Source organism: Streptomyces sp. NPDC056580, from assembly GCF_042793175.1.
Lineage (GTDB): Bacteria > Actinomycetota > Actinomycetes > Streptomycetales > Streptomycetaceae > Streptomyces.
The window spans coordinates 228,359-251,036 of record NZ_JBHTVE010000006.1 but is presented as its reverse complement, the minus strand read 5'-3'; the positions used below and the strand labels follow the sequence as shown (position 1 = coordinate 251,036).

General features: G+C 68.7%; 18 protein-coding genes, 1 tRNA gene and 9 pseudogenes. 19 read left to right on the top strand and 9 right to left on the bottom strand.

The window, feature by feature from the left end; genetic code table 11:
• Positions 1-20: 20 nt before the first annotated feature.
• Positions 21-908 carry a DMT family transporter gene (locus tag ACFQ9Z_RS14955; RefSeq protein WP_383016434.1) on the top strand — a complete coding sequence of 296 codons (888 nt, stop codon included), beginning with the start codon at positions 21-23 and terminating at the stop codon, positions 906-908.
• Positions 909-1,043: 135 nt separating this feature from the next.
• Here ACFQ9Z_RS14955 and ACFQ9Z_RS14950 read toward each other — a convergent pair whose 3' ends face one another.
• Entirely contained in the window at positions 1,044-1,841 is a 798-nt protein-coding gene (locus ACFQ9Z_RS14950) for a hypothetical protein (protein WP_383016431.1), read from the bottom strand.
• Positions 1,842-2,177: 336 nt separating this feature from the next.
• Between ACFQ9Z_RS14950 and ACFQ9Z_RS14945 the strand changes: the two genes are divergently transcribed.
• Together ACFQ9Z_RS14945 and ACFQ9Z_RS14940 are read left to right on the top strand one after the other, a co-directional pair.
• Positions 2,178-2,720: a DUF5709 domain-containing protein gene (locus ACFQ9Z_RS14945; RefSeq protein WP_383016428.1), complete on the top strand. Its 543-nt coding sequence runs from the start codon at positions 2,178-2,180 to the stop codon at positions 2,718-2,720.
• Positions 2,721-2,765: 45 nt separating this feature from the next.
• Positions 2,766-2,864, top strand: a pseudogene (locus ACFQ9Z_RS14940) (DDE endonuclease); the annotation flags it as partial.
• Positions 2,865-2,868: 4 nt separating this feature from the next.
• Here the strand turns inward: ACFQ9Z_RS14940 and ACFQ9Z_RS14935 are convergent.
• Positions 2,869-3,063, bottom strand: a pseudogene (locus ACFQ9Z_RS14935) (RNA-guided endonuclease TnpB family protein); the annotation flags it as partial.
• Between the two features lie 116 nt (positions 3,064-3,179).
• On the opposite strand from ACFQ9Z_RS14935, the gene ACFQ9Z_RS14930 reads away from it, so the two are divergent.
• Positions 3,180-3,707, top strand: a complete 528-nt coding sequence (locus ACFQ9Z_RS14930; protein ID WP_383016425.1) for a DinB family protein — start codon at positions 3,180-3,182, stop codon at positions 3,705-3,707.
• A gap of 400 nt (positions 3,708-4,107) precedes the next feature.
• On the opposite strand, the gene ACFQ9Z_RS14925 is transcribed toward ACFQ9Z_RS14930, so the two are convergent.
• Positions 4,108-4,181, bottom strand: a tRNA-Met gene (locus ACFQ9Z_RS14925).
• 62 nt (positions 4,182-4,243) lie between these two features.
• Positions 4,244-4,553: pseudogene (locus ACFQ9Z_RS14920) on the bottom strand (transcriptional regulator); the annotation flags it as partial.
• Between ACFQ9Z_RS14920 and ACFQ9Z_RS14915 the strand changes: the two are divergent.
• Positions 4,503-5,300, top strand: coding sequence for an SDR family NAD(P)-dependent oxidoreductase (locus tag ACFQ9Z_RS14915; RefSeq protein ID WP_383016422.1), 798 nt, complete (start codon positions 4,503-4,505; stop codon positions 5,298-5,300). The pseudogene ACFQ9Z_RS14920 and the gene ACFQ9Z_RS14915 overlap by 51 nt on opposite strands.
• Before the next feature lie 352 nt (positions 5,301-5,652).
• Here the strand turns inward: ACFQ9Z_RS14915 and ACFQ9Z_RS14910 are convergent.
• Both ACFQ9Z_RS14910 and ACFQ9Z_RS14905 read right to left on the bottom strand, forming a co-directional pair.
• Positions 5,653-6,243: pseudogene (locus ACFQ9Z_RS14910) on the bottom strand (IS5 family transposase); the annotation flags it as partial.
• A 145-nt stretch (positions 6,244-6,388) separates the two neighbouring features.
• Complete coding sequence (locus ACFQ9Z_RS14905; RefSeq protein ID WP_383016419.1) at positions 6,389-7,546, bottom strand: nuclear transport factor 2 family protein; 1,158 nt, start codon at positions 7,544-7,546, stop codon at positions 6,389-6,391.
• Positions 7,547-7,640: 94 nt separating this feature from the next.
• Here ACFQ9Z_RS14905 and ACFQ9Z_RS14900 point away from each other — a divergent pair, with 94 nt between their 5' ends.
• From ACFQ9Z_RS14900 to ACFQ9Z_RS14875, 6 genes and pseudogenes are all read left to right on the top strand, one after another.
• The gene (locus tag ACFQ9Z_RS14900; RefSeq protein WP_383016416.1) at positions 7,641-8,606 is read left to right on the top strand and encodes a LysR family transcriptional regulator; all 966 of its coding nucleotides are present in this window, start codon (positions 7,641-7,643) and stop codon (positions 8,604-8,606) included.
• 222 nt (positions 8,607-8,828) lie between these two features.
• On the top strand, positions 8,829-9,608 hold the full coding sequence (locus ACFQ9Z_RS14895; RefSeq protein ID WP_383016413.1) for an alpha/beta fold hydrolase: 780 nt from the start codon (positions 8,829-8,831) through the stop codon (positions 9,606-9,608).
• Positions 9,609-9,659: 51 nt separating this feature from the next.
• The gene (locus ACFQ9Z_RS14890; protein ID WP_383016410.1) at positions 9,660-10,643 is read left to right on the top strand and encodes a transposase family protein; all 984 of its coding nucleotides are present in this window, start codon (positions 9,660-9,662) and stop codon (positions 10,641-10,643) included.
• A 169-nt stretch (positions 10,644-10,812) separates the two neighbouring features.
• Positions 10,813-11,766 carry a BlaI/MecI/CopY family transcriptional regulator gene (locus ACFQ9Z_RS14885; RefSeq protein WP_383016407.1) on the top strand — a complete coding sequence of 318 codons (954 nt, stop codon included), beginning with the start codon at positions 10,813-10,815 and terminating at the stop codon, positions 11,764-11,766.
• A gap of 102 nt (positions 11,767-11,868) precedes the next feature.
• On the top strand, positions 11,869-12,021 hold the full coding sequence (locus ACFQ9Z_RS14880) for a hypothetical protein (protein ID WP_383016404.1): 153 nt from the start codon (positions 11,869-11,871) through the stop codon (positions 12,019-12,021).
• 36 nt (positions 12,022-12,057) lie between these two features.
• Positions 12,058-12,729 (top strand): annotated as a pseudogene (locus tag ACFQ9Z_RS14875) (transposase); the annotation flags it as partial.
• A 317-nt stretch (positions 12,730-13,046) separates the two neighbouring features.
• On the opposite strand, the gene ACFQ9Z_RS14870 reads toward ACFQ9Z_RS14875, so the two are convergent.
• A complete protein-coding gene (locus ACFQ9Z_RS14870; RefSeq protein WP_383016401.1) occupies positions 13,047-13,952 on the bottom strand; it encodes a helix-turn-helix transcriptional regulator in 906 nt (301 codons plus the stop codon).
• A 244-nt stretch (positions 13,953-14,196) separates the two neighbouring features.
• Between ACFQ9Z_RS14870 and ACFQ9Z_RS14865 the strand changes: the two genes are divergently transcribed.
• From ACFQ9Z_RS14865 to ACFQ9Z_RS14855, 3 genes and pseudogenes are all read left to right on the top strand, one after another.
• Positions 14,197-15,054: an SDR family NAD(P)-dependent oxidoreductase gene (locus tag ACFQ9Z_RS14865; RefSeq protein WP_383016398.1), complete on the top strand. Its 858-nt coding sequence runs from the start codon at positions 14,197-14,199 to the stop codon at positions 15,052-15,054.
• A gap of 74 nt (positions 15,055-15,128) precedes the next feature.
• Positions 15,129-15,353, top strand: a pseudogene (locus ACFQ9Z_RS14860) (SDR family NAD(P)-dependent oxidoreductase); the annotation flags it as partial.
• 67 nt (positions 15,354-15,420) lie between these two features.
• Positions 15,421-15,861, top strand: a pseudogene (locus ACFQ9Z_RS14855) (RNA-guided endonuclease TnpB family protein); the annotation flags it as partial.
• On the opposite strand, the pseudogene ACFQ9Z_RS14850 reads toward ACFQ9Z_RS14855, so the two are convergent.
• Positions 15,817-16,521 (bottom strand): annotated as a pseudogene (locus ACFQ9Z_RS14850) (transposase family protein); the annotation flags it as partial. The pseudogenes ACFQ9Z_RS14855 and ACFQ9Z_RS14850 overlap by 45 nt on opposite strands.
• Positions 16,522-16,815: 294 nt before the next feature.
• On the opposite strand from ACFQ9Z_RS14850, the gene ACFQ9Z_RS14845 reads away from it, so the two are divergent.
• From ACFQ9Z_RS14845 to ACFQ9Z_RS14830, 4 genes and pseudogenes are all read left to right on the top strand, one after another.
• Entirely contained in the window at positions 16,816-17,136 is a 321-nt protein-coding gene (locus ACFQ9Z_RS14845; RefSeq protein ID WP_069782265.1) for a PadR family transcriptional regulator, read from the top strand.
• Entirely contained in the window at positions 17,133-17,987 is an 855-nt protein-coding gene (locus ACFQ9Z_RS14840) for a hypothetical protein (protein WP_383016395.1), read from the top strand. Before ACFQ9Z_RS14845 ends, ACFQ9Z_RS14840 begins: the two co-directional genes overlap by 4 nt.
• 284 nt (positions 17,988-18,271) lie before the next feature.
• Positions 18,272-18,495, top strand: a pseudogene (gene tnpA / locus ACFQ9Z_RS14835) (IS200/IS605 family transposase); the annotation flags it as partial.
• 519 nt (positions 18,496-19,014) lie between these two features.
• Positions 19,015-19,389 (top strand): hypothetical protein, encoded by a 375-nt coding sequence (locus tag ACFQ9Z_RS14830; protein ID WP_383016392.1) that lies wholly within the window; start codon positions 19,015-19,017, stop codon positions 19,387-19,389.
• Between the two features lie 95 nt (positions 19,390-19,484).
• Here the strand turns inward: ACFQ9Z_RS14830 and ACFQ9Z_RS14825 are convergent, their stop codons facing one another.
• Positions 19,485-20,231, bottom strand: coding sequence for a hypothetical protein (locus ACFQ9Z_RS14825; protein WP_383016389.1), 747 nt, complete (start codon positions 20,229-20,231; stop codon positions 19,485-19,487).
• Between the two features lie 152 nt (positions 20,232-20,383).
• On the opposite strand from ACFQ9Z_RS14825, the gene ACFQ9Z_RS14820 reads away from it, so the two are divergent.
• Positions 20,384-22,495, top strand: a complete 2,112-nt coding sequence (locus ACFQ9Z_RS14820) for a glycosyl hydrolase family 28-related protein (RefSeq protein WP_383016386.1) — start codon at positions 20,384-20,386, stop codon at positions 22,493-22,495.
• Positions 22,496-22,678: the final 183 nt, after the last annotated feature.

Below are 22,678 nucleotides of genomic sequence, written 5' to 3'. Positions count from 1 at the left end.
GGGCAGGAGGATGGCACGCCGTGGTGTACCTCTTCGGCCTTCCCGCCGCGTGTCTGCTGGGCTTCGGCTTCGTGCTCCAGCAGCACGCGGCCGAACGCGAACCGCTGTCCCTGATGCTGTCCTTCCGGCTGCTGCTGGACCTGGTGCGGGTGCCGCTGTGGCTGGCGGGCATCGGCTGCATGGTCGTGGGCCAGATCCTCGGCGCGCTCGCGCTGACGCAGGGCAGCCTGGCCCAGGTGGAGCCGTTGCTCACCATGAACCTGCTGTTCGCGATGGCCCTGGCCCGGTGGATGGGCGACCAGCCGCTGGGCTGGTCGGGGTGGCTGGGGGCGCTCGCGCTCAGCGGCGGCGTCGCGGCCTTCGTGGTGGCGGGGCGCCCGCACAGCGGTCAGGGCGAGGTCGGCGCGTTGCGGCACTGGGCCGTGGTCGGCTGTGTGCTGGGGGTGGCCGGAATCCTCGTGTTCGCCTCCCAGCGGCTGCGGCTGCTGCACCGGCCGCCCCTGCTGGCCGCGGCGGCCGGCACGCTCTACGGACTGCAGGACGCGCTCACCCGGGTGTGCGGCGGCATCTTCGGGGCCGAGGGGTTCGTCGGGCTGCTGACCTCCTGGCAGCCCTGGGGCGTGGTGTCGCTCGCGGTGGTGGGGCTGCTGCTGGTGCAGAGCGCCTTCGAGGCCGGGCCGCTGCGGCTGTCGCTGCCCGCGCTGAGCGCCGCCGAGCCGCTGAGCGGCATCGCCTGCGGCATCGGCTTCCTGCACGACGAGCTGCGTACGACGCCGGGCGCGCTGGCCTGGCAGGCGGCCGGTGTGGTGGCGGCGCTCACCGGCGTCTTCGTACTCGGGCGGCACCCCGTCATGCCCAGCGGCGAGCGCCGGCCCGAGCCGCCGCACCACCTCGCGCACCGGTCCTGACCGGAACCCGCACGCCAGGCCCCGTCCGACAGTTCCCGCCGGGCCCGCGCCCACGGCGCTTTCTCCTCCTGTGTCCGGGCCGCGTCCGGGCACCCTTCCTGGCCTCCGGCACGACCCCCGGCCGCGGCGGCGCCGTCAGGCGGCGCCGCCGGGGTCCGGGCAGAACACCGGCACCCGCTGGACGAGGTTGTTGGCGAAGCCGCCCCGGTTCCACGCCTGTTCCAGTGGCTGGGTGTTCCCGGCCGCGTCGCGGGCTCGGACGCTCAGCACGTGGTCGCCGGGCTCGGCGGACCACTCGCAGGTCCAGCGGCGCCAGGCCCAGCGGTGTCCGTCGTCGGGCGCGAGTACGGCCGGCCCCCGGCGCGGGCCGCCGTCCGTGCCCACCTCCACACCGGTCACCGGTGCCCATCCCGACCAGGCCCGTCCCTCCAGCCGGACCGGGCCGGGCGCGACGACCCCCCGACGGCCACCTCGCCGCACGCCCGGTCTCCACAGCCGTCGACAACGTCCAAAACAACGGCCCCCACCCCCACGACCGGTCAGCCCGTAGCGTGCGCCCCGGCCGTGCGAAGGTAGCTGCGCCCCAGCGGGCGGCGGCAGGTGCAGTGCGCGACGGCGTCCGGTCAGGGTGCGCACTCGGGCATCGAGGTCGTCCCAGGCCGCCGCGTCGTCCGGGCCGGCGGGGCGCGGGCCCACTCCCGGCACACCAGTGATGGCGCGGCGGGTGCGCCACAGCTCGGCGAGCGCTGCGGTTGTGGTCCAGACGTGACGGCGCCGGGGCGCGCTGGTGGGCGGCGGAGTGCCGAGGGGGCGGGCCCAGGCGGGCGGGGCGGTGGCCTGGGTGCGGCCGCGGTCGGCGAGGGAGCCAGGATGCGGTGGTGCTGGGCGAGGTGCAGGCGCCAGTGGGCGGGGGGTCGGAGTGGACGAGGGCATGGGAGTTGGCGATCCAGTCCGGGATTACCCGCGGTGGCGGGGGCGGTGCGGGGGGTGGTCGGCCAGGCGCTCGCGGAAGCGGATTTCGGCGTAGATCTTGCCGTACAGTACTGCGGCCCGGGCACCACCGTGCAGCCGCTGCGTCGACGGGCGGTCACAGCGTGTGGGTGTGATGCCCCGCTGATTGACTGTTCAAGTTTGACCGGAGGGTAATTCTCCGCTCGCTGTCCGGAGTTCAACCAGTGCTGCGGCCAAGCAATTTGATTGGGACGGCAATACCGGGAAACGCGGATGTCGACGCTCCTAGTAAGCGCCACTGATGGACGGAGGCCACCCGTGAACACCGACCCGATGGCCGACGACGTCTATCAGCCGACCGAGAACGACGTACGCGAAGTGGACGGCGCACGGCTGGACGACCTGGAGGACGCGGTCGACGAACCGAGCTATGACGAACTCCTCGACGAGGGGTACTCCCCGCCCGAGAAGCCGCTCGGCGTCACCAAGTACGGCACGACCGCGGCCGAGCAGCGGGCGGGCGAGAGCCTCGACCAGCGATTGGTCCAAGAGGAGCCGGATGTACGGGACCCGGAGGGTGACGGGGTGGGCGACCTGCCCGGCGGCGACGGCGAGCTCATCGACCCGGAGGCGGGTGAGGCGCGCGCCGGCCGCCTGATGGCCCCGGACGAGGGCGCACATCCCGATACCGAGAAGGACGAGGTCGCCTACGACGTGGGAATCGACGGAGGAGCGGCCAGTGCCGAGGAGGCCGCAGCCCACGTCACCGACGACGACTTCTCGCTGCCCGACGACGACCCCATCCCTCCGGACGATCCCCTGCTGTACCCGCACCCCCGGCGTCGGCACTGGCAGGGCTGAGGAGTCAGTCCCGCAGACGGTCGATCTGCCGCAGCTTGTTCGTCATACCAACTCGCGCCCTACGCACCCGACCTCAACCCGGTCGAAGGCATCTGGTCCGTACTGCGACGCAACACCACAGCCAACCGCGCCTTCGCCGGCCCCGACCGCCGATCCTCGGCAGGCGCAGCTTCCCGCCCGCCGTGATCGACCAGCGGGCGTTCGCGGTGAACCGGACGGCCTGCCGGGTGTCCTTGCGGGACTTGTACCGGGGAGCGCCCACGCGCGGGCGCTTGCCCTTCAGGGCGTCGAAGAAGTTCCGGTACGCCGCATCCAGGTCGCGCAGGGACTGCTGCAGGACGACCTCGCCTGGGTGATGAGCCGCTTCGAAAGGTCCCTCGCCTTGGGCGGGGAAGGGATGCGTGTTCGTTGCCAGCGAAGGTGGTCGTGGGCGGCGGCGGTTGCTGCCATGGTGCGCCCATGAATACGACACCGGATGGACGGCCTATCCCACCCGCGCATGCTGACGAGCGTGCCATGCTGGAGGCGTGGCTGGACTTTCACCGTGCAACTCTTGCCCTGAAGTGTTCCGGCCTCAAGGATGATCAATTACGGCTCGCTGCAGTGCCACCCTCGTCGATGACGCTGCTCGGTCTCGTTCAGCACGTGGCTGAGGTGGAACGCAACTGGTTCCAGCGTGTATTCGCAGCTCAGGATGTGCCGCCGGTCTTCGGGGACGACAACGTCGACGGCTATGCCCTCCGGCCGGACCGAGGGCTCGACGAGGCGAGGGCTGCCTGGCAGGCCGAGGTCGCCCGAGGCCGTGAGCTGATCGCTGACGCGTCGCTGGACGATTCCGGCCGCCTGTCCGAACAGGAAGCGGGTTTCGTCGGCGATCAGGGGGTCTCCCTTCGCTGGATCATGGTGCACATGATCGAGGAATACGCACGTCACAACGGCCATGCTGATCTCATTCGCGAACAGATCGACGGAGTCACCGGCGCATGAGACGTGCTTGCGCGAGAACTACCGCTGTTCCGCGGACACCCGGCCTGCGGGTGGCATGCCACGTGGCCAGGTGGACCACGGCGCAGGTCCCACACGGCACGGCGGCTCGGTGACGGTTATGCGCATACCGGCTTTGTGCCCACCAGAACCTGCGACGAGATCCCATCGCGGACCGCGCATGGCAACCCTGCACTGTACAGACGCCAGCCACTGCGATCCGCGCACCGTCACCGACGACTCCTCCGTTCGCCGCAGAGCGTCCAGCGAGAACGGCCTGGGATCGATCACCTCGAGCAGGCAGTAAGGACGGCCGGGCCTCCTGCCGGGCAGTAGTCAGACGTGAACTCGTGCCGGGAACACGAAAGAGCCCGGATCGTATAGATCCGGGCCTCTTCGGCAGTAGCGGGGACAGGATTTGAACCTGCGACCTCTGGGTTATGAGCCCAGCGAGCTACCGAGCTGCTCCACCCCGCGTCGGTATCCCCCACCGTACGCCATCCCAGCAGGCGCCGAAGACCACCTTCCGGCGCCGGGCTCTATGCGGCGAAGCCGACATTGGTGACGTACTCGTACTGGCCCCACTGCGAGCCAAGGTCGACGATCGTGTCCTGCCACGCGGCGTCGAGATCCTGACGGTCACCAGCCGCCCAGGAGCCGACGATGCGGTCCCAGCGGCGCACGTTCATCGTCCGATACTCCACCACGCGCTGCAGCGGCTGCGGCACCTGGGACTGGCTTGATCGGGTGGATCTCCACTCGCGTACCGCGTCCGCCACGGTTGAGGCGCCTGAGGAGATGGCGGGCAACGTTGTGACGGCGCACCGCCCGGTAGGCCTGCTCGATGCGTTCCGGGCTGGCCTTAGAAGGGCGGGCCCGGCGGGCCACGAGCGCGACGGAAGCCCCTTCCTGCGCGAGCCGCCGCGCGGTGGCTGCTCCGATCCCGCTGCTGCGGACCGCCTGGCAGAGGTGGTCGCCGCCATCGAGTACGAGGGCGGCACCGCACAGGCCATCACTTCCGACATCACCACCGCGGCGGCCGCCCATGAGGCCGTCGGGCAGGCCGTAGCCGCGTTCGGCCGCCTCGACACGGTCGTCAATAACGCCGGGGCCATGCTGGTCGGCCCGTTCGCGGACGCGCCGGAAGGCGAGTGGGAACGGATGGTCGACATCAACGTGATGGGGCTGCTGTACGTGACGACGGCAGCGCTCCCCCACCTGATCAAGGCGGCCGAGCGGGAGCCCCGGCGGACGGCAGACCTGGTCAACATCAGCTCGTCGGCCGGGCGCGTTGCCCACCCGGGTACCGCGGTGTACAACCTCACGAAGTTCGGGGTGAACGGGTTCAGCGAAGCGCTGCGCCACGAGATGCAGCCGCTGCGCGTACGCGTGAGCGTGGTCGAACCGGGCAACGTCGATACCGAACTCGTCTCCCACACTCGTGAGGAACTGCGTGCGGGCGTCGAGGCTCAGACCCAGGCCATCGAAAGGCTCCAGCCCGAGGACATCGCCGACGCCGTCGCCTACATCGTCACCAGCGACCGTCGTGTAGCCGTCAACGAGGTGTTCGTCCGCGCCGCGGACCAAAGCTGGTAGAGCACACTACGGGCGCCGAAGTGGCAACGCAGCATGCGCCACGGGCCCGCGAGCGTACGCCAAAGCACACACCACCGGTCCGGTTCCATGGGGCCCGACGCCCCCTGCCTGTGGTTGTGCCGCGGTGCGTGTCATGCTGTGCCGCATCAGGTCCTCCGAGTCAGGTCCTGGACAGCCCGTCGGGCCGCAATCCCAAGGGCCCGTCGCGATCACTCTCCTCTTGGGCAGCTGACTGCTTGTAGAAGCGGCGCGACGGCCGCGAGCCGCTCGGGCTCGGCACGGCGACCACCATGATGATGACCGAGCGCGGCATGGTCGCCCCGGCCGCCGGCGGCAGCGTCCTCGCACGTGCGTCGAGGAGAGCGCGGGTGATGTCCAAGTCGTATCCGGCATCCAGGTGCACGGTGATGCCAGTCGGGAGCGGGCCGAGTTCGTAGAGTCGGTCGAGGGTCGGTGCCAGTAGTGGGGAGTCGTGATGGTTCGCTCCGGCCAGGACTCGACCGAGGGGGATTCCGTAACCGTCGGTCATGCCGGAGCGTTTCAGGCCCTGTTTGCCACGGTCCACTGTGGAACGGCCGGCGGCTTCGCCGCCTCCGGGGGCTTTGGTGATCGCGCCGTCGATGGCGATCCTGTCCAGTTCCAGGCCGACGATGCGGTCGTAGGCGTCCAGTGCGATCCGCTTGAGCTTGCTGAAGATTCCGAGGTGGATCCATTCGTCGCGGCGGTTGCGGATCGTGCTGGCTGAGCAGGTGCTGTCGGCTATCGCCTCGTAGGAGCAGCCGAACCGCAGGACTTGCAGCAACTTGTCGAAGACGATCCGGTCGCTGATCCGCCTGCGATGGCAGCCCAGCGGATGGTTCGGGTGGTAGCACGGCCGCTCGGGCAGCAGCACGGTGAACTGGTTCCACAGCGGTTCGGTCAGCCATCGTGGCAAAGCGGGCACAGTTGTCCCTCGGCGATCTGATGGTTGGTGTGGGGTGAACTGGGGTGTTCACGAGTGGGGCTGACGTGCGGTGACAAGAGACTCTGAAGATCGTTCCCCATGTGGGTAGGGATCGTTCTCCGAGGACATGGATCGGTTCCCGTTCTCAGTCGTGGCGGTGATACGCCTTGTTGGCGATGCGCCAGCTGCCGTCGGCGAGGACCAGCAGGAAGATGTCGGTGAACGTGTCTGCCCCGTGCGAGAGCGTCATGGTGGCGGTCGCGACGGTCGCGTGGACATCGATGGCGTCGATGCGGCGGGTGCGGGTCGGTTCGTCCGGGGCCGGCTGGCCCTGGAAGAGGGTGCAGTACTCATCCAGGCGCCAGGAGACGAATGCGCCGTCTCGGATCCCTTCGATGTGGCCGGTGGGAAGGAACGCGTCGCGGAAGTGGGAGGGGTCGCCGGTGGCGTGTCCGCGGATGTAGGCGCGAAGCGGTTCGAGTACGGCGTCCTCCACGGCGGGGACCGTGGCGGCAACAGCGATATCGGCCTCAAGGGCAGCAGGGGTGTCGGCCAGGCCAGCCGCGCTGCGCAAGGGGGTATCCGACGCGGTGGCCAGCAGAGCCATGTCCTTGGCCAGCGCACCGATCGTGAATTCGGCCGTGGCAGCGGTTGGCTCACCGAGGAGGAAGGGTCGCTTGCGGGCCACGAGCCCGCCGAGCTGGCCGAGTTCGAGGACGTCCAGCGTTTGGGTACGGGGCAGGCCGAGGGCGTCGGCTTGCCGCAGTGAGTCGCGCAGCGCGAGGACGGCTCCGGCGAGGCTGTTGTTGGCGATCAGTTTGAGCGCGGCGGCGGTGGAGGCGTCGTCCACGTGCCGGACGGTGCCCAGCGTTTCCAGAACCGGTCGAACTCGGTCAAGTGCCTCCTGGTCGGCGGCGGCGATGATCTGCAGGGCGCCGGCGGCAGCAGCCGACACCGAGCCGAGAAGAGGCGCGTGGACGTAGGACGGGCCAAGTCGCCGGGCCAGCCTCGTTGCTTCGGCGGGGGCGATGGTGCTGGTGTTGAGCACGATCGCGTCCGTTCGCAGCGAGTCAGTGACATCGTCGAGGACCTTCTGGCAGGCCGGGCCGTCGAACAGTGCCAGGAGGACGAGGTCCGCCTGGGCCACGGCCTCGTTCGGGTCGCCGGTCATCCTCACAGTGCCTGACGCGCGCCCTGAGCGCGTCCAGCCGACGACGTCCAAGCCCTGGGCAGCCAGTCGTGTCGCGATCGCGCCACCCATGCGCCCCAGACCGAGGACGGCAGTCGTGTGTGGTGTGGTCATGCGCGCCACATTGGTGCACCTCGATAGATGCGGCAAGCGCAGATTTCGCAAGCCAGCCCTGCGGAGTCCGCATACCGACTGCCATACTGCCGTCGTGGACTTGACTGTGTGGCGGGCTTTCGTGACCGTGTGCCGGGTCGGATCGCTGTCAGCGGCGGCAGCCGAGCTGAATCACACGCAATCGGCCGTCTCCCGGCAGATCGCCGGGCTGGAGCGGCAGCTCGGCGTGCCTCTGGTGGAGCGCCATGCGCGTGGTGTGCGTCCGACGCCGGCCGGTGAGGTATTCCGGCGCCATGCCCTCGCCACGCTCAACGAGGCCGACCGCACCGTTCGCGCGGTACGAGATGTTTGTAACGGGGTGTGTGATCGGCCCCTGGCCATCGGAGCAACTCCGTCTCTCGCCGCGGGGATCGTTCCTGAGGCTCTCCGGGGCCTGCTGAGGCAGGCCGGACCGGTTCGGTGGAGCCTGCTCCCCGGCCTGAGCGCACAGTTGCACGGCCGCGTGATCGCGGGCGATCTCGACATCGCCGTCGTCACAGACGCTCCGCCGGGGCTGGCCGCCGACCCGCGGGTCGACCGGCGGTTCCTCGGGCTGGACGAGATGGTCGTCGTACTGCCCGCCGGCCATTCGCTGGCCGGGTGCGGACCGGTGCGCATCCAGGCGCTGGCCGACGAGACCTGGGTCGAGGACAACGACGGCTCTGCGGCGCTCCTGCGCCAGCACGCCGCCCGTGCGGGAGTCAGCGCCCGCATCGACCTCACCGCGGCCGATCTGCCCGGCAAGCTGGCCCTGGTCGCTACCGGTCATGCCATCGCGCTGATACCCGGGGTGATGACGTGCGCGCTGCGGGCCGACGTCACCACCACGCCCCTCGTCGGGCCCCCCACGCGTGGGATTTACGCGATCACGCCACGCCGCGACCCCCACCCCTGCGCAGTACCTCTGCTGGACCAGCTCACCACAGCTTTCGCTTCGGTCCATCCGGCCCAAGTTGATTACCAGCCGACCGAATCGGACGCCCATGACGCTGCGCCGGGCACTTCACGACGGCACCAGTGAAACGCCCCACGACAGACCCGAACCCGGTAGCAGGGGCCGGAGCCACGAGCCTATTTGCGCGGCCTCTAACGACGTTGTGAACGAAATCGGGTTGGGTGTCTTGAACGAGGCCCGAAGCTTCTGGTGCCCACGCCGCGTCCACTGCTGGGGGCGGTGACGGTGCACTGAGGCCCGGTGGCTAATCTCGTCTCTCCGTCGATCTGGAGTGGAGGGGAGCAGGCTGTGCGCAGTGCCGCCGTGACGCCCGAGGGCGGCCAGATCCGCTGGGTTGAGCTGCCTGGACAGGAGCCGTCCCGCGTCTACGTCCATGGTCTGGGCGCCACGTCGCCGGCCTACTTCGCGGAGGTTGCGGTTCATCCTCTGCTCGCCGGACGTCGTTCGCTGTTGATCGACTTGCTCGGGCACGGCATCAGCGACCGGCCGACGGACTTCGACTACACCCTGGAATCCCACGCCGATGCCCTTGTCGCGGCCCTGAACAGCGCGGGTGTCATGGGCACCGAGCTGATCGCGCACAGCATGGGTGGCTCGGTGGCCATCGTCCTGGCCGCCCGGCACCCCCATCTGGTCTCCCGCCTGGTCCTGGTCGACGCCAACCTTGACCCGATCCCGCCCGTACCGGGCGCCGCGGGCAGCAGCGGCATCGCCGCGTACTCCGAGGAGGAGTTCCTGGCGGGCGGCTGGGAAGAGATTCGTGACCGGGCTGGTTCCCACTGGTGGTCCACGATGCGCCTGGCAGGCCGGGAGGCCCTGCATCGCAGCGCGGTCCACCTCACCCGCGGCACCGTCCCCACCATGCGTGAGCTTCTGCTGGACCTGAAGATCCCCCGCACCTACCTGCTGCCCGAGGCCGACGGCCCGCTCCGGGGAACCGATGCGCTCACCGAAGCCGGGGTGGCCGTGGTCTCCATCCCGGACTGCGGGCACAACATCATGCTGGACAACCCGGAAGACTTCGCCCGCGCCACCGCATCGGCGCTCTCGGACCACAACCAGCGATAGCGCCCAAGCGGCCCGTAACGCGGAGAGAGCCGCGCGGGTTCCTCCTGTGTGATGACGAGGGAATGGGCCCGTGCGGCCCTGTCTCATCCTGCCTTCACCGGCATCTCCCGTGCACATCTCGGCGGTTTGATCGACGAGCTGGCCGGGCCGTGGACCGCGCGCTGTGAATCCGCACTGCACGAGCGGCGCGGCGGTAACCGCAGGCAGCGGCCTGGTGCCGGACCAAAGCACGCCCTCGTCTTCACCGACCGGGTGCTGGTCACCCTGGTCCACCTGCGTCACCAACTCCCGCACGCCGCCCTCGCGGAGCTCTACGGCCTGGAGCGGTCCACCATCACCAGGGCGATCGGCGAGATCCGTCCGCTGCTGGCCGCGCGGGGCTTCGCCGTCCCCGACCGGCCGGGGCTTCGGCTGCACACGCTGGCCGATGTCTGCGCATACGCCACAACCGAAGGGATCACGCTCCGCATCGACGGCACCGAGACCCAGGTCCGCCGCCCCAGGGCCCACCGGCCCGGCCGTTGTGCGTTCGTCTCCGGCAAGAAGAAGCAGAACACCATGAAGACCACCACCATCAGCGACGCCCAGGGCCGCACCCTGTGGTCCGGGGCCGACCGGCCCGGAAGAATGCACGACCAGACCGCGATGCGCACCGAAGGCATCGCCGAACAGCTCCGCCTCCACCCGGACGTGAGAGCCGAGGTCGACGAGGGCTACCGGGGCCTGGCCAACGAGTTCCCCGACCAGATCTCGGCACCGCCCAAGAAGCCGAAAGACTTGGAGGACATGCCGCTGACCGAGCGGTACGGATGGCGTGAGATGCGCCGCCGCCAATCCTCACGCCGGATCTGCGTCGAGCACGCCAACGCCGAGCACAAGCAGTGGCGCCCCTTGCAGCGGTTCCTCGGACGTCGTGAGCACTACCCGGCCACCCACCGCGCCATCGCCGGCCTGGTCTCCGACCGCGCCGCCCAACGTGCCACCCACCGCAAAGTGAGCACCGCACTCGTGCCCGTCACCCCGACGACCCGCTGAATCACCTACCAGCCGAAACCCCAGACCAGCACGCCCCAACTCATTCGCTCACGACCTCGTAAGCCGGGCTCCACTCTCACCGCAAGAGTGATGACGGTGGGCAAGAGCAACTGTCGCTCTGTCACAGTGGCTAGCATCCGGCAGCAACAACCAGGCAAGGAGTGTGGTCGTGGCCGACGAGCCCGCGAGGACCCCCATCCAGAACAAGTACGCCCAGCAGTACTCCGATGACCTCGCGGCCAACCGCGAGGAGCAGAGCGAGGTCACCGCGCAGATCGCCGGTCTGCAGGAGCGCCTGGACCAACTCAAGGCCGAGGAAGCCTGGTTGGCCCAGGCGCAGGGCAGTTTGCCGGGAGCCACGGTGTCGAGCGTGCCCGAGGACCAACCGGCCACCGGGGTGGCCGAGGTCCCGCAGGGGGCCACGGCCGAGCAGGCCGGCACCTCCGCGCCGGCCGAAGAGGCCGCCGACGCGGCCCAGACTGTTCCCCGACAGCGGCAGGAGCAGTCGGTGAAGGAGGAGCAGCCCAGACAACCTGCCAGGAGGACGGCCGCAGCCAAGAAGACAGCCCCGGCGAAGAAGTCCACAGGCAGGAGGGCCACCGAGAAGGCCACCGCCAGGACCACGACGAAGAAGACGTCGGCCGAGCCGGCGAAGAAGGCCACCGCGAATAGGGCCGCCCCGAAGAAGGCATCAGCCGAGCCGGTGAAGAAGACAACCGCGAAGAAGGCCACTGCGAAGGAGACGTCGGTCGGGAAGGTCCCGGCCCAGCAGGCCGCCGCCGCGCAGGCGTCGGCGGGAAGGGCCGCGGCTGGGGAGAAGTCGGGGCCGCCGCTGTGGCAGCTCATCCTGGACATCCTGCGCAAGACGGGGCAGCCGTGCGTGGCCCGTGAGGTCCACGACCAGCTCGCGCAGGACCACCCCAGTCGGAAGACATCCGCCCAGACGGTACGCAACAACCTGCAGACCCTCGTCCAGAAGGGCCTCGCCGAGAAGACGCGCCAGCAGGGAAACGTGATGTACACCGCCTACGCAGACACCGCAGCGGGTGCGGCGCCCGCCGTGGACGGCGAGGGCGAGCAGGCTCCCGAGGACGCTGCCGAGAAGGTTGTGGCGGAGGTCTGATCCCCGCTGCCGCCCGACCGGGCACCCGCGACGGCCGGCAGGCCGCGCGCCCGGGTGCCCGGGCAGCAAACTCCGGGAACGTGGGCGCCGGAGAGCTGGGCGGTGACCGTGACAGTAACCGTCACCTTCGTCCCGGCCGGGGCCTGGGCCACCTTCGGCGTGACGGCCGGCTACGAGGTTCCCGGCGACCCGGGCACGCCCGAGGGCGGGGAGTTGCTGGAGATGCTGTACGCGGTACTCAATCCGGACGGGTGACGAACGCCGGATGGCTCAGTACGCGGAGTTGCGCCGACCTACAAACACGGCTTCGGCTACCACCCGATGCTGTGCTTCCTCGACAACACCGGCGAGGCCTTGGCCGGCCTGCTGCGGCCCGGCAACGCCGCGGCCAACACCGCCGAGGACCACATCACCGTGCTCGACGCCACGCTCGCCCAGCTCCCCGATGTCCACCGCCACGGCGCCGACATCCTCATCCGCGCGGACAGCGCCGGATCCGCCAAAGCGTTCCTGACTCACATCCGCGGCCTCCGCTCGCGCGGAATCCACACCTCCTTCTCCGTCGGACGGTCCATCACCGAACCGGTCCGCCGAGCGATACGCCAACTGCCTGACCAGGTCTGGCACCCCGCCCTCGAACAGGACGGCACCCTGCGACAAGGCGTTCACGTCGCCGAGCTCACCGGCCTGGTCGACCTGCCGGGACTGCCCGAGGACACTCGGATCACCGTCCGCCGCGAGCGCCCGCATCCCCGCGCCCAACTGTCCCTGTTCGATCTCGACGAGGGCATGCGCCACCAGGTCTTCCTCACCGACACCGCCTACGGCGAAGGCTCATTGCAGCACCTGGAAGTCCGCCACCGCGCACACGCCCGCGTCGAGGACCGCATCCGCTGCAGCAAGACCACCGGCTTCGGCCGCTTCCCCTCCCGACACTTCCAGGTCAACCAAGCGTGGCTGGAGCGGCAGCCGCCGAACCGAAGAAGCTCCGCTCCTGGCTGTACTTCCCCTCGTACCGAACCGGCACAGCAGGGGAAGTTGGGAGTCATGGCACCCAGGCAACGCGTGTATGACGCCGAGTTCCGTGAGGGCGCGGTGCGGATCGTCAGGGGAACCGGGAAGACGATCCCGCAGGTCGCCGAGGACTGGACATCGACCCCGGGACCTTGCACTCGTGGGTTTCGCAGGCGAAGCGCAGCGGCTCGCCCACCTCGGACGCCCCGGCGGCGCCGTCACCGGCCAGCCGCTTGCGAGGGGCGGAGCGTGAGGAACGGGAGCGGCTACGAGCCGAGGCTGCTGGTTCGCCGTGTCTGAGGAGGCGGGCTTGTGGTGTGGTCAGCGAGGGGGTCGCCAGTCAGCCGCTGGGTGCCGATGACCGCCAGTACCTGCAGCTTCTCATAGCTCTCCGTGCCGGGCGTGGCCGTGAAGACGAGGAGTGAGTGTTCCCGGTCGGGGTCGAGGAGCGCCTGACAGTGGAGGGTGAGTTCGCCGACCTCGGGGTGGGCCAGACGCTTCTCGTCGGTGAACGCGAGGTCGATCTGGTGCTCGCTCCAGATGACCGCGAACTCCTCACTTTCGTGGAGGAGTCGGCGGGCGAGGGCGGCGGCCGGTGACTGCGGGCCTTGCCGGGCCGCGACGCGCCGTAGCTGGGCGGTGTAGGCACGTCCGTGGAGAGGGTGGTCGCACACCGGGTAGATCAGCCTCGACGAGGGGTCGGTGAACCACCGGTAGACGGCACTCCTGGCCGGGCCTGTGTAGTGGGTCTGGTCACCGAGCAGGGTCGTCGCCATGGTGGTCTGGACGAGTGTCTCGCCGAGGCTGCCCATGATCTGCGCCGGGGTGTCGTGCAGCCGGTCGAGGATGCGCAGGAGCCCTGGGCTGATGTGGTCGCCGCGCAGGGCGGGACGCGGTGTGCCGTGGCCGGCGAGCAGGAACAGGTGGTCGCGCTCGGCCAGGGTCAGGCGCAATCCGCGGGCGATCGCGGCGATCATCTGTTCCGAGGGCTGCGGGCCCGTTCCCCGCTCGATGCGGGCGTAGTAGTCGGTGGACATGCCCGACAGTTCGGCGACCTCCTCCCGGCGCAGGCCGCGGGCCCGCCGCCGGGGCCCGCGTGGCAGCCCGACGTCCTCGGGTTGCAGGGCCTCTCGGCGGCCTCGGAGGAAGGCCCCGAGATCCGATCGGTCCATGCTCACTCCCGTTCCTCCCGCGACGTGCCGAGATCCTCGTCCACGACCACTATGGCGAAGGGCCCGGCGGTTATCCACGGCCTGCGAATCAGTGGATGAGCGCGTCCTTGTTCCGCGCTGCGGCTGCGGATCGACTGGTTCCAGGGCCGTTGAGGCCCGAGACGCTGAGCGCGGCCCCAACGGCCCGCGCCGGAACGACGGGATGGACACCATGACGAAATGGACTACAGCCGATCTGCCAGACATGACGGGCCGCACCGTGTTGATCACGGGGGCGACGAGCGGGATCGGCCTGATCTCCGCGCGTGAACTGGCCAGGGTGGGCGCGCTCGTGGTCCTCGCCGTCCGCTCGGTGGACAAGGGGCGGGCGGTCGCCGCGACATTCCCGGGACGACGCGCCGAGGTACGTGAGCTCGATGTGTCCGACCTCGCCTCGATCCGGCGGTTCGCGGCCCAGTGGTCGGGCGGGATCGACGTCCTGATCAACAATGCCGGGATCATGGACGTGCCGCTCAGCCGAACGGCCGACGGGTTCGAGCTGCAGATGGCGACAAACTTCTTCGGACCCTTCGCGCTGACGAACCTGCTCCTGCCCCACCTGACCGACCGGGTCGTCTCCGTCACTTCGCAGCTGCACAAGATGGGCAGGACGCACCTAAAGGACGCGGAGGATCTCGCCGGGCAGCTCCGGCCCTACAAGGGCACGGCCGCCTACAACGACTCGAAGCTGAACCTGACCTTGTTCTCCACCGAGCTGCAGCGGCGCCTCACCGCGTCCGGTAGCCCCGTCAGGTCGTTCCTCGCGCACCCCGGCATCGCCGCCACCAATCTGGCGACCCACACCGTCCCCGGCAAGGTTACCCGCGCGCTGCGCTTCCTCTTCAACGACGTGGAACACGGCGCCCTCCCGACGCTGTTCGCCGCCACCCAGGACCTCCCAGGAAACGCGTACGTCGGCCCGGACCGGCTCGGCGGCATGAAGGGCCACCCCAAGATCGGCAAGCTCGCGGAAACCGCCCTCCACCCGCAGACGGCCGCGCGGCTGTGGTCCCTCGCGGCCCAGCTGACTGGCACGGGGGCGGATCTTCCCGCCGTCGCCTGACCAGGGGCCCGCACGCACTGGCAACGCGTCGGATCGACCGTCCAACCCGGAGCACGGACAGAAGTGACCACATCATGAAGACCGCGGGAAACACGATCTTCGTCCCCGGTGCGACCTCGGGCATCGGGCTCGGCCTGGCCCTGCGCTTCCACGCGGCAGGCAACAAGGTCATCATCGCCGGACGCCGCGAGGAGCGGTCGCGCCGGATCACGGCCGAGCGTCCTGGTATCGAGGCCGTCGTGCTCGACACCACCGACCAGGCATCCGTCACGATGGCGGCCGAGACGGTCCAGACGCGCTTCCCCGAGACCAACGTGCTGATCACCAAGGCCGGCATCATGCGGCCCGAGAACTTCCGCACCCCCGAAGCTGATCCGCGAGAACCAAGCGGTCGCGGTGGAGGACCTGGCGGTGAAGGGACTCGCCCGCACGCGTCTGGCCAAGTCCGTGCACGACGCCGGATGGTCGGCGTTCGTGGGCATGCTGGAGTACAAGGCCGCCCGGTACCGGCGCACCTTCGTGAAGATCGGCCGGTTCCAGCCGACCTCCCAGCTGTGCTCGGCCTGCGGCGTCAAGGACGGCCCCAAGCCCCTGCACGTGCGCGTGTGGACGTGCAGGGCATGCGGGACCGTCCTGGACCGGGACATCAACGCGGCGGTCAACGTCGCAAAGGCGGCCGGACTGGCCGTGACAGCCGGTGGAGCGCAGGTAGGACGGGGACCCGTCCCCGCACAGCGCGGCGAAGCGGGAACCCGCCCGGAGCCGCACCCGACAACGGTGCGGCAGACGGGAATCGCCCTCCTTTAAACGCGCGAAGGCTCGCTCGCCGGGTGCCCGCAGCTGGGCGTGGTCCCGGTTGAACTGGGCGTACTTCTCGGGTAGGTCGCGGCCATAGTAGGGGGTGCGGACCGTTGCGCCGGCCCCGCGGTACGCGCGGTCGGCGAGCACCAGGATCTGCCTGGTCAGGCACGCTTGGATCACTCCGTTAGCGCGAGCGGCCGTGAGGTCGTGGGTCCGCCCGGGCAGAGCACGCGAAAACCACAGCGCAGTGCCGCCCGGCCGGGCGAGGACCTGCACATTCATCCCGTGATGGCGGTGCTTTTGAGAGTAGTACGGCTCGTCGACGGCCACCCGGTCAGTCCTGATCAGCGTGCCGTCCAGGATGAGGAACTCGTTCGGATCATGGTGGTGCAGCGCGTCCAGCAGGGTGGGAGCGTGATCGGCCAGGACGTCGACGGTCTCGGTCGCATACCGACCGGCAGTGGCGGTGGAGACGCCGAACCCGGCGCCCACCTGCTGCAGTGTCTCGTTCTTGCGCAGGTGCACCAGCACGAGGACGGCCTGCTGGAAGCAGCTCAGCCGCCGCCAGCGCGAACGCAGTTCACGCCTTTGGGCGTAGATGAGCCAGGAGACGTACTCGACTACCTCATGCGGAATGTCGAGCGTGGCTCGATACGGGACCAACAGGGCTCCTACGTCCGGGCATTGATGGGTGGGGTCACCAGCCGAACGACCAGGAGCCCTGCCACGTCACGAACCCCCACCAGGCCTGCGCCATCGGCCCCGAATCTCAGGACGAGAAGGGTTTCACTGAGGCGGCACGCCGGGGGCCAGGTGGATCTGCCGCTGGTCAGCGCGGCCTCCACGGTGGGCGGGGCGTAACGAGATGCATCGCGCCCGGCTCCTGCCGGATTCGACTAATACTACGTACGACGCAGTATCGTATAACGTAGTAGCCGCTAGGGATGAAGGAGGTGCCTGATGCCGCGTCAACGGGACCGCGTCGGATGGGCCGAACCCGCGTTGCTGATCCTGGCCAGCCTGGCCGACGGCCCCAAGCACGGCTACGCGATCACCAAGGATGTCGAGGAGCAGACGTCCATCAGGCTGGGACCAGGCACGCTGTATGCCGCCATCGCGCGGCTGGAGGAAAGCGGCCTGGTCGCGCCGCTGGACGAGGACGAGCGCCGGCGGCCCTACCGCATCACCGCGGAAGGCCAGACCGTGCTCGACGACAGGCTCCGGGCGATGGCTCGCTTCGCACGCACCGGACTGACCCGACTGGGGGTGGCAAACGCGTGATCAACATGGCGGCCCGGGTGGCCTTGCGGGCATACCCTCCCTCGTTCAGAGAGCGCTACGGTCGCGAACTAGAAGCACTGGTCGAGGACACCGGCGCCGGCCCACGCGCCGTCGCGGACCTCCTTGTCGGCGCGCTGCGGGCGTGGCTTCGCCCGGTGATGCCCGAAGAGTCCGCCGAACGGCGACGTCGCCGCATGCAGGCAAGCATCGCCACCACCTGGGTCACCTGGTGCGCCGCACTGTATGCCCTGCCGATGCTGCACTTCGTCCTGTCCGAGGAACCCGGGCTGGCTCCGGACCTGGTGTGGCAACTGCTCGACGTTGCGCAGTACGCCATGTACGGCGCTGGGCTCATCCTGCTGGTCGGCGGTCTCACCCTGCTTGCGGAAACCTCCAGAACCGGCAACCGGACCGCGTGGCGCCCGCTGGTGGCTCTACTCCCGACGCTGCCCACATGGCTGATCGCGCCGCTGCTCCTGGCGTTCGCCTCCATCGACCCGATCGACCGGATCTCCTATCTGATCGGGGCCTTGGCGGTACTTGGGCCGGCCGCGTTCCTCATCACCATGGCCGTGACACCGGCCGTCGCCGTCACCCGGTGCCGGCCATCTGTCAAGGTCCTGCGGCCGCTTGCCCTGTCCGGGGTTGCCGTGGCACTCGCCGTGACGACGACAGCCATCGCCTGCGCCGCAGCATTGACCATGAATACCGTTTACACAGCCCATCTGGTTACGATGCCCCTACTCGCCGTCACCATTGCCGCTTCCACGGCAGCCCTGGTCAGCTCCGGTCGCGGAGCCAAGGCCGCACTCCATAAGGAGCATCCGGTGGATCTCGGCGGTGACGTGTGAGTGACGCTGCGATGCTCCCGCTCCAGGGCACGCTACGAGTCCTGTTCACCTGGCCGGCCTGGGACGCCATCCGCTTATCTCCCACACCATTGTCAGGGACCTGACGCTTTCCGGGTAAGTATCTGACCAATGCGAGACCAACAGGGCTCCTGCGTCCAAGCGTTGATGAGTGAGATCGCCAACCGAACGACCAGGAGCCCTGCCGCATCACGAACCCCAACCAACCCATCGCCATCAGCCCCGAACCACAGGATGAGAAGGGTTCACTGGGTATTTCGCATGACCTGCTGGTGAACTTGCCGCCGAAGGTCGCCGTGTCCAGGCTGGTGAACTCCCTCAAGGGCGTGTCTTCCGGCAGGCTCCGCCAGGAGTTCCCAGGATCTCGTCCGCCACTCACTACTGGCGGGCACAACACCTCTGGTCTGGTTCGTACTTCGCCGGGTCGGTCGGCGGTGCGCCACTCAGCATCGTCAAGCAGTGCATCGAGCAGCAGAACCGGACGCTCTGACGCTGGCCGAGGTGACCAGTGCGGATCCGTGCCCGTAGCTGAGGTCAGAGCAGGCTGAAGATTCGCTTCACCACCGGGCTGAAGCCCGGTGCACTACGAATAGACCCGGTAGCGCGATCCGGCGCCAGCGGGTTAGGCCGCGTGATGGTCTTGCGAAGCGCGCCTTTCAGACGCCGAAGCGTTCTCGGCTGGAGGCAGGCGAAGGAGGCGCTGCATCAGTGCCGACATCCCAGCGAACCGCGGCGCACCTAGTCGAAAGTCGGCGAGACAATACGGTCGCGACCGCCGCACCGACGCTTCCAGAGCGACCGCGCGTTGCGGTACGGCTCGAGCGGCTCCAAGCCAACCGCCCGCATCTCCGCAACAGCCTGCTCAGAGTCCACGCGTGGCCTCAACACGCCTCCTGAAACAGCAGCCCCAGAGAGGAGCGGCTCGCAACTCCCGGTTGCGCAGGGAGCGTACGTGTCGGGTCTGACAATCGGGCAGGGCACCCAAGCCACGAAAGGTGGCGCATCCACCATGACCGCCCCGTCGTCCACGCCCCGGGGCGAGCACACGCCCCGGCCCGGCGTCACCTGGACCACCGAACTCGTCAGCCTGGGCGAGGTCGTCGTCGACCTCGACGACCGCGAGTCCCCGTTCGGCTGGCGGGAGCTGCCCGCTCCTGCCGGCCCCGAACCACGAGACCCGGCGCGCCGCGCGGCGTGCAGCACGGAAGAAGAAGTGACCGACCAAACCGCGGACTTCGACGGCTGCGCCCGCGCCTGCCGCAAGAAGGGCAAGCACACCCGCTCTCCACACCACGGCCCGGACCGCCCGCGAAACGAGCCCTACCGGCAGCGAGGAGAGCAGCACGCTCCCCTCCTCCGGTCCTGGGAGGCAGCGAGCCGGTAAAGGGGCGCTCAATGGGCAGCACGCCGATCGAGTACCGGACGCCGACGCGTTCTGACGGGCGGGGTCTGAATCGGTGCCGACGATCCTGGGCTACGTCAGCGCCAGGTGGTCGCCGACTGCTGGCCGTCAAGGTCGAGGCGCGGAAGAGTCTGCACGTACGCGGCCTCGACGTCCTCGGGGTTCCCGGCGAACCGGTATTTCTCCCACGCGGACTGGCGGGTCACGCCGAGCGCGTCGGCGAGCTTCTGCCAGGGCTCCTTCCGGTGCCGGGCGCGAGCCATGGCCATCACCCGCAGCGGCTCGGTCCGCCCCTCCAGCTCGCGCAGCGCGGCCATCGCCGCGAGCGGCTGCTGCTGGGCCAGGGAGCACAACCGAGAGAACAGGTCGTCCAAGTCGTCGGCGACGTCGACCGGATACATCGCCTCGGTCTTGGCCGTGAGGTGCTCTTCCCAAGCGGCCTTCACCGCGACCGCTGCCGTCTCCGGGCTGTCGCCGACCGGGTGGGATGGGCCGCGCCAGGTGCACTGGCACTCGGCACGCAGCGCGGCCGGCGTCTCGGGGCACAGGTCGAAGGTGACAAGCCCGGTGTCCTGCCAGGAATCCTCCTCCTGCCAGGCGGGCCCATTCCAGATCCCGCGGTCTGGCGCACTGGAGGCGTTCAGGGCGCGGGCCGGCCCCTCGTGCTCGAGGCGCGCATCACGCTCGTCGGCCTTCCCGAGGCGGTCTGTTTGCTGTTCCGCAAGCGGGTGTGTGCCACACCCAAGGGGCGTTTGAGAGCTCACCGAGTACTTGAGACGGCCCTTTTGCCGACCCTGCACTGCCGTCCAGGCCTGTCCTCTCACGGCGTTGCGAGCGCGCCGCTCTGGTGTGACGCTGAAAGGGGATCGACGACCCCTTGGCCGGGCCGTGGTCGTCTCGATTCTGTCCGCGGCATCGTTGCCGTGGGGAACTTCCCGTCCTGGCCTCCGTAGTCCGCGAGAGAGATCAGATCAACATGAGTGAGAATGTCCTGGACCACGGGGCTGATGCATCCGGTACTGCAGATTCCACTGCCGCATTCGTCAAGGCGATCGATGCCCTCGGCAAACGCGGAGGGATCGTCGACATACCCGTTGGGCGATATCGAATCGACCAAGCTCCCATCCGGGTCACCACCCCAGTTCACTTCCGGGGCGACGGCGGGATGGTGCGCACAGCCGTGGGTGCCGGTAGGCCTCAGGGCAGCGTGACCACGTTGATATTTCCGCCTGACCGGGACGGCTTCATCGTAGTGGCGCCTTCCGGAGCCAATGCGCACTTCGAGGGCTTCGCCCTGGTTCGGACAAAGTCTGACGGGTCGCCGCAACAGCGCTGTGCCAGACGCGGTATCTACGCGCAGAGCCGGATCTGGGCGGAGAGTCTGTACCTGGTGAACTGGCAACGTGGAATTGACCTCGACGGGCGCAAGACCCACCCGGACTTTCCGGACGTTCGCGAACCCTTCTCCGTGGATCAGTCTCAGGTCTCTAGAATTTTCGCCGAGGAGTGCTTCTGGGCAACGTACACCCACGGTCTGGACGCGCAAGGGTGCCACTTCGAACACATCATCACGTTGAGCTGCGAAGCGGGCATCTACGAGTCCAGCCAGGGCGGCAACGGGTACGTCGACTGTTATGTCGACGGAGGACTGACTGAACCGCCCTACTACATCGACGACAACCAATCTGTTCTGCTTAACTGCCGGTGCGAGTCCCGCCTCCCGCCACAGATTGGACCGAACGTACAGGTGGTGGGGGGCGCGTTTGGGGTGGGGGAACTCCCTAAGCAGGTTGCGGCCGCGCTGGGCGTCGTCCAAACCCCGCCGGGTGGCCCCTCGAGCCCGTTCCGGATGATCAACGGCCTTCCCGCGAGGCACGAGGGGGCTCCGTTCCCGGGCGGAACGGCCACATTCGTCGACGGAGAGCGGATCGACGTGACGATCGATGGCGTCAAACGAACCATTGAATTCACAGCGGGTGTGTTCACGCCCGCCCAGGTCGCCGAGAAGATCAACGCCGGTTTCGTCAACCTCAAGTTGCCGCGTGTCGCCACTGCCAACGGCTTCGCCAATCAATTGACCGTGGAAGGCTGGCGTGGGCACAACACCGGAACAGTCGCCGTAGACGGTGCCTCTGCCACACTCGCGAAGATCGGCTTCCCGGCTGCCGCCCCCACACCGGGAAAGCAATTTGGCCAACTCCTGTCGGCCCCTCAGAGCTCACACGTCGTCTTTCGCGGCTACTCCGGCCTGAAATCGGACGGAACTCCAGGCGCCAACGCCTTTGGGACCGATCAGCAGGTCGAGGTATTCATGGCGCCAGATGGCATCCGGCCGATTTTCTGGCAGGCGAGAGGGGACAACGGTGACGCGCACGAATTTGGCATACTGCGCGACGTCCGAAAGGACGCGCACCGCTGGGCGTTCGCCCGCGCGTCCTCTCCGAGCTTGATACCCCTCGCCTTCACTGTGCCACCGGATTCCCTGGGCGCAGACCAGGCAGTGGCCTACCGCGGCATCTGGCTCCAGGGCAGCAGTGGCCGACGCATACTCCTGAGCAGTGGCGTGCCCAGCAACTCCCAGGGAACGCTTGAGGATACCCAACCGCCCACCGTTCCCCACGACTTTGCCTGGGACATGGCCGCCAGCCCACCGAAGCGATACACGCGCACGGTGACAGGCTGGGTAGCCGACTCTGCCAGCGCCGTGCATGGGGTCGGCGCGGCGCAGCTCCCACCGCTGCTGAACCTGACCCTGCAGCAGCTCAACCTGCAAAACGTGGAGGATGCAGCCGGATGGTGGCTGTTCGAAGGCGGTGAAGTCTACGAGGACGGCAGCCATGTCGCCAACTATGCGAGCACCCGACGTGCTGTGACGGGTGGAACCGAAACGTTGAACGCCGCCACGTTGACGCTGACCCTCTTCTTCCTCGACGACTCCGGCGAGCTCGCAGAGAACATGACGCTGCAGGGAACGCACAGATTTGCCTCAAGCACCTCCATCGGTAGCGTCAGCGCCGTCTCCCAAGCATTCGCCGCGCGCATCGGCACGCAGTTCAAGCAGGTCGGCCAAACACTGACCGTTCAGTAGAAGTCGCGTATTGGTTCTGCCGTGGTCGGCAGCCTCCCGGGCTAGAGCTTCGGCGCCTTCCCGGTCCCCAGCCTCCTCCCGCATCAACGCCAGCAGGCGCGCCTACTTCCAGGAGATGGGGCCTCAAGGCAAGGTCCGCGAACCGGCCTGGCCCGGCGAGATGCTCAGCAAGTACTGGGCCGA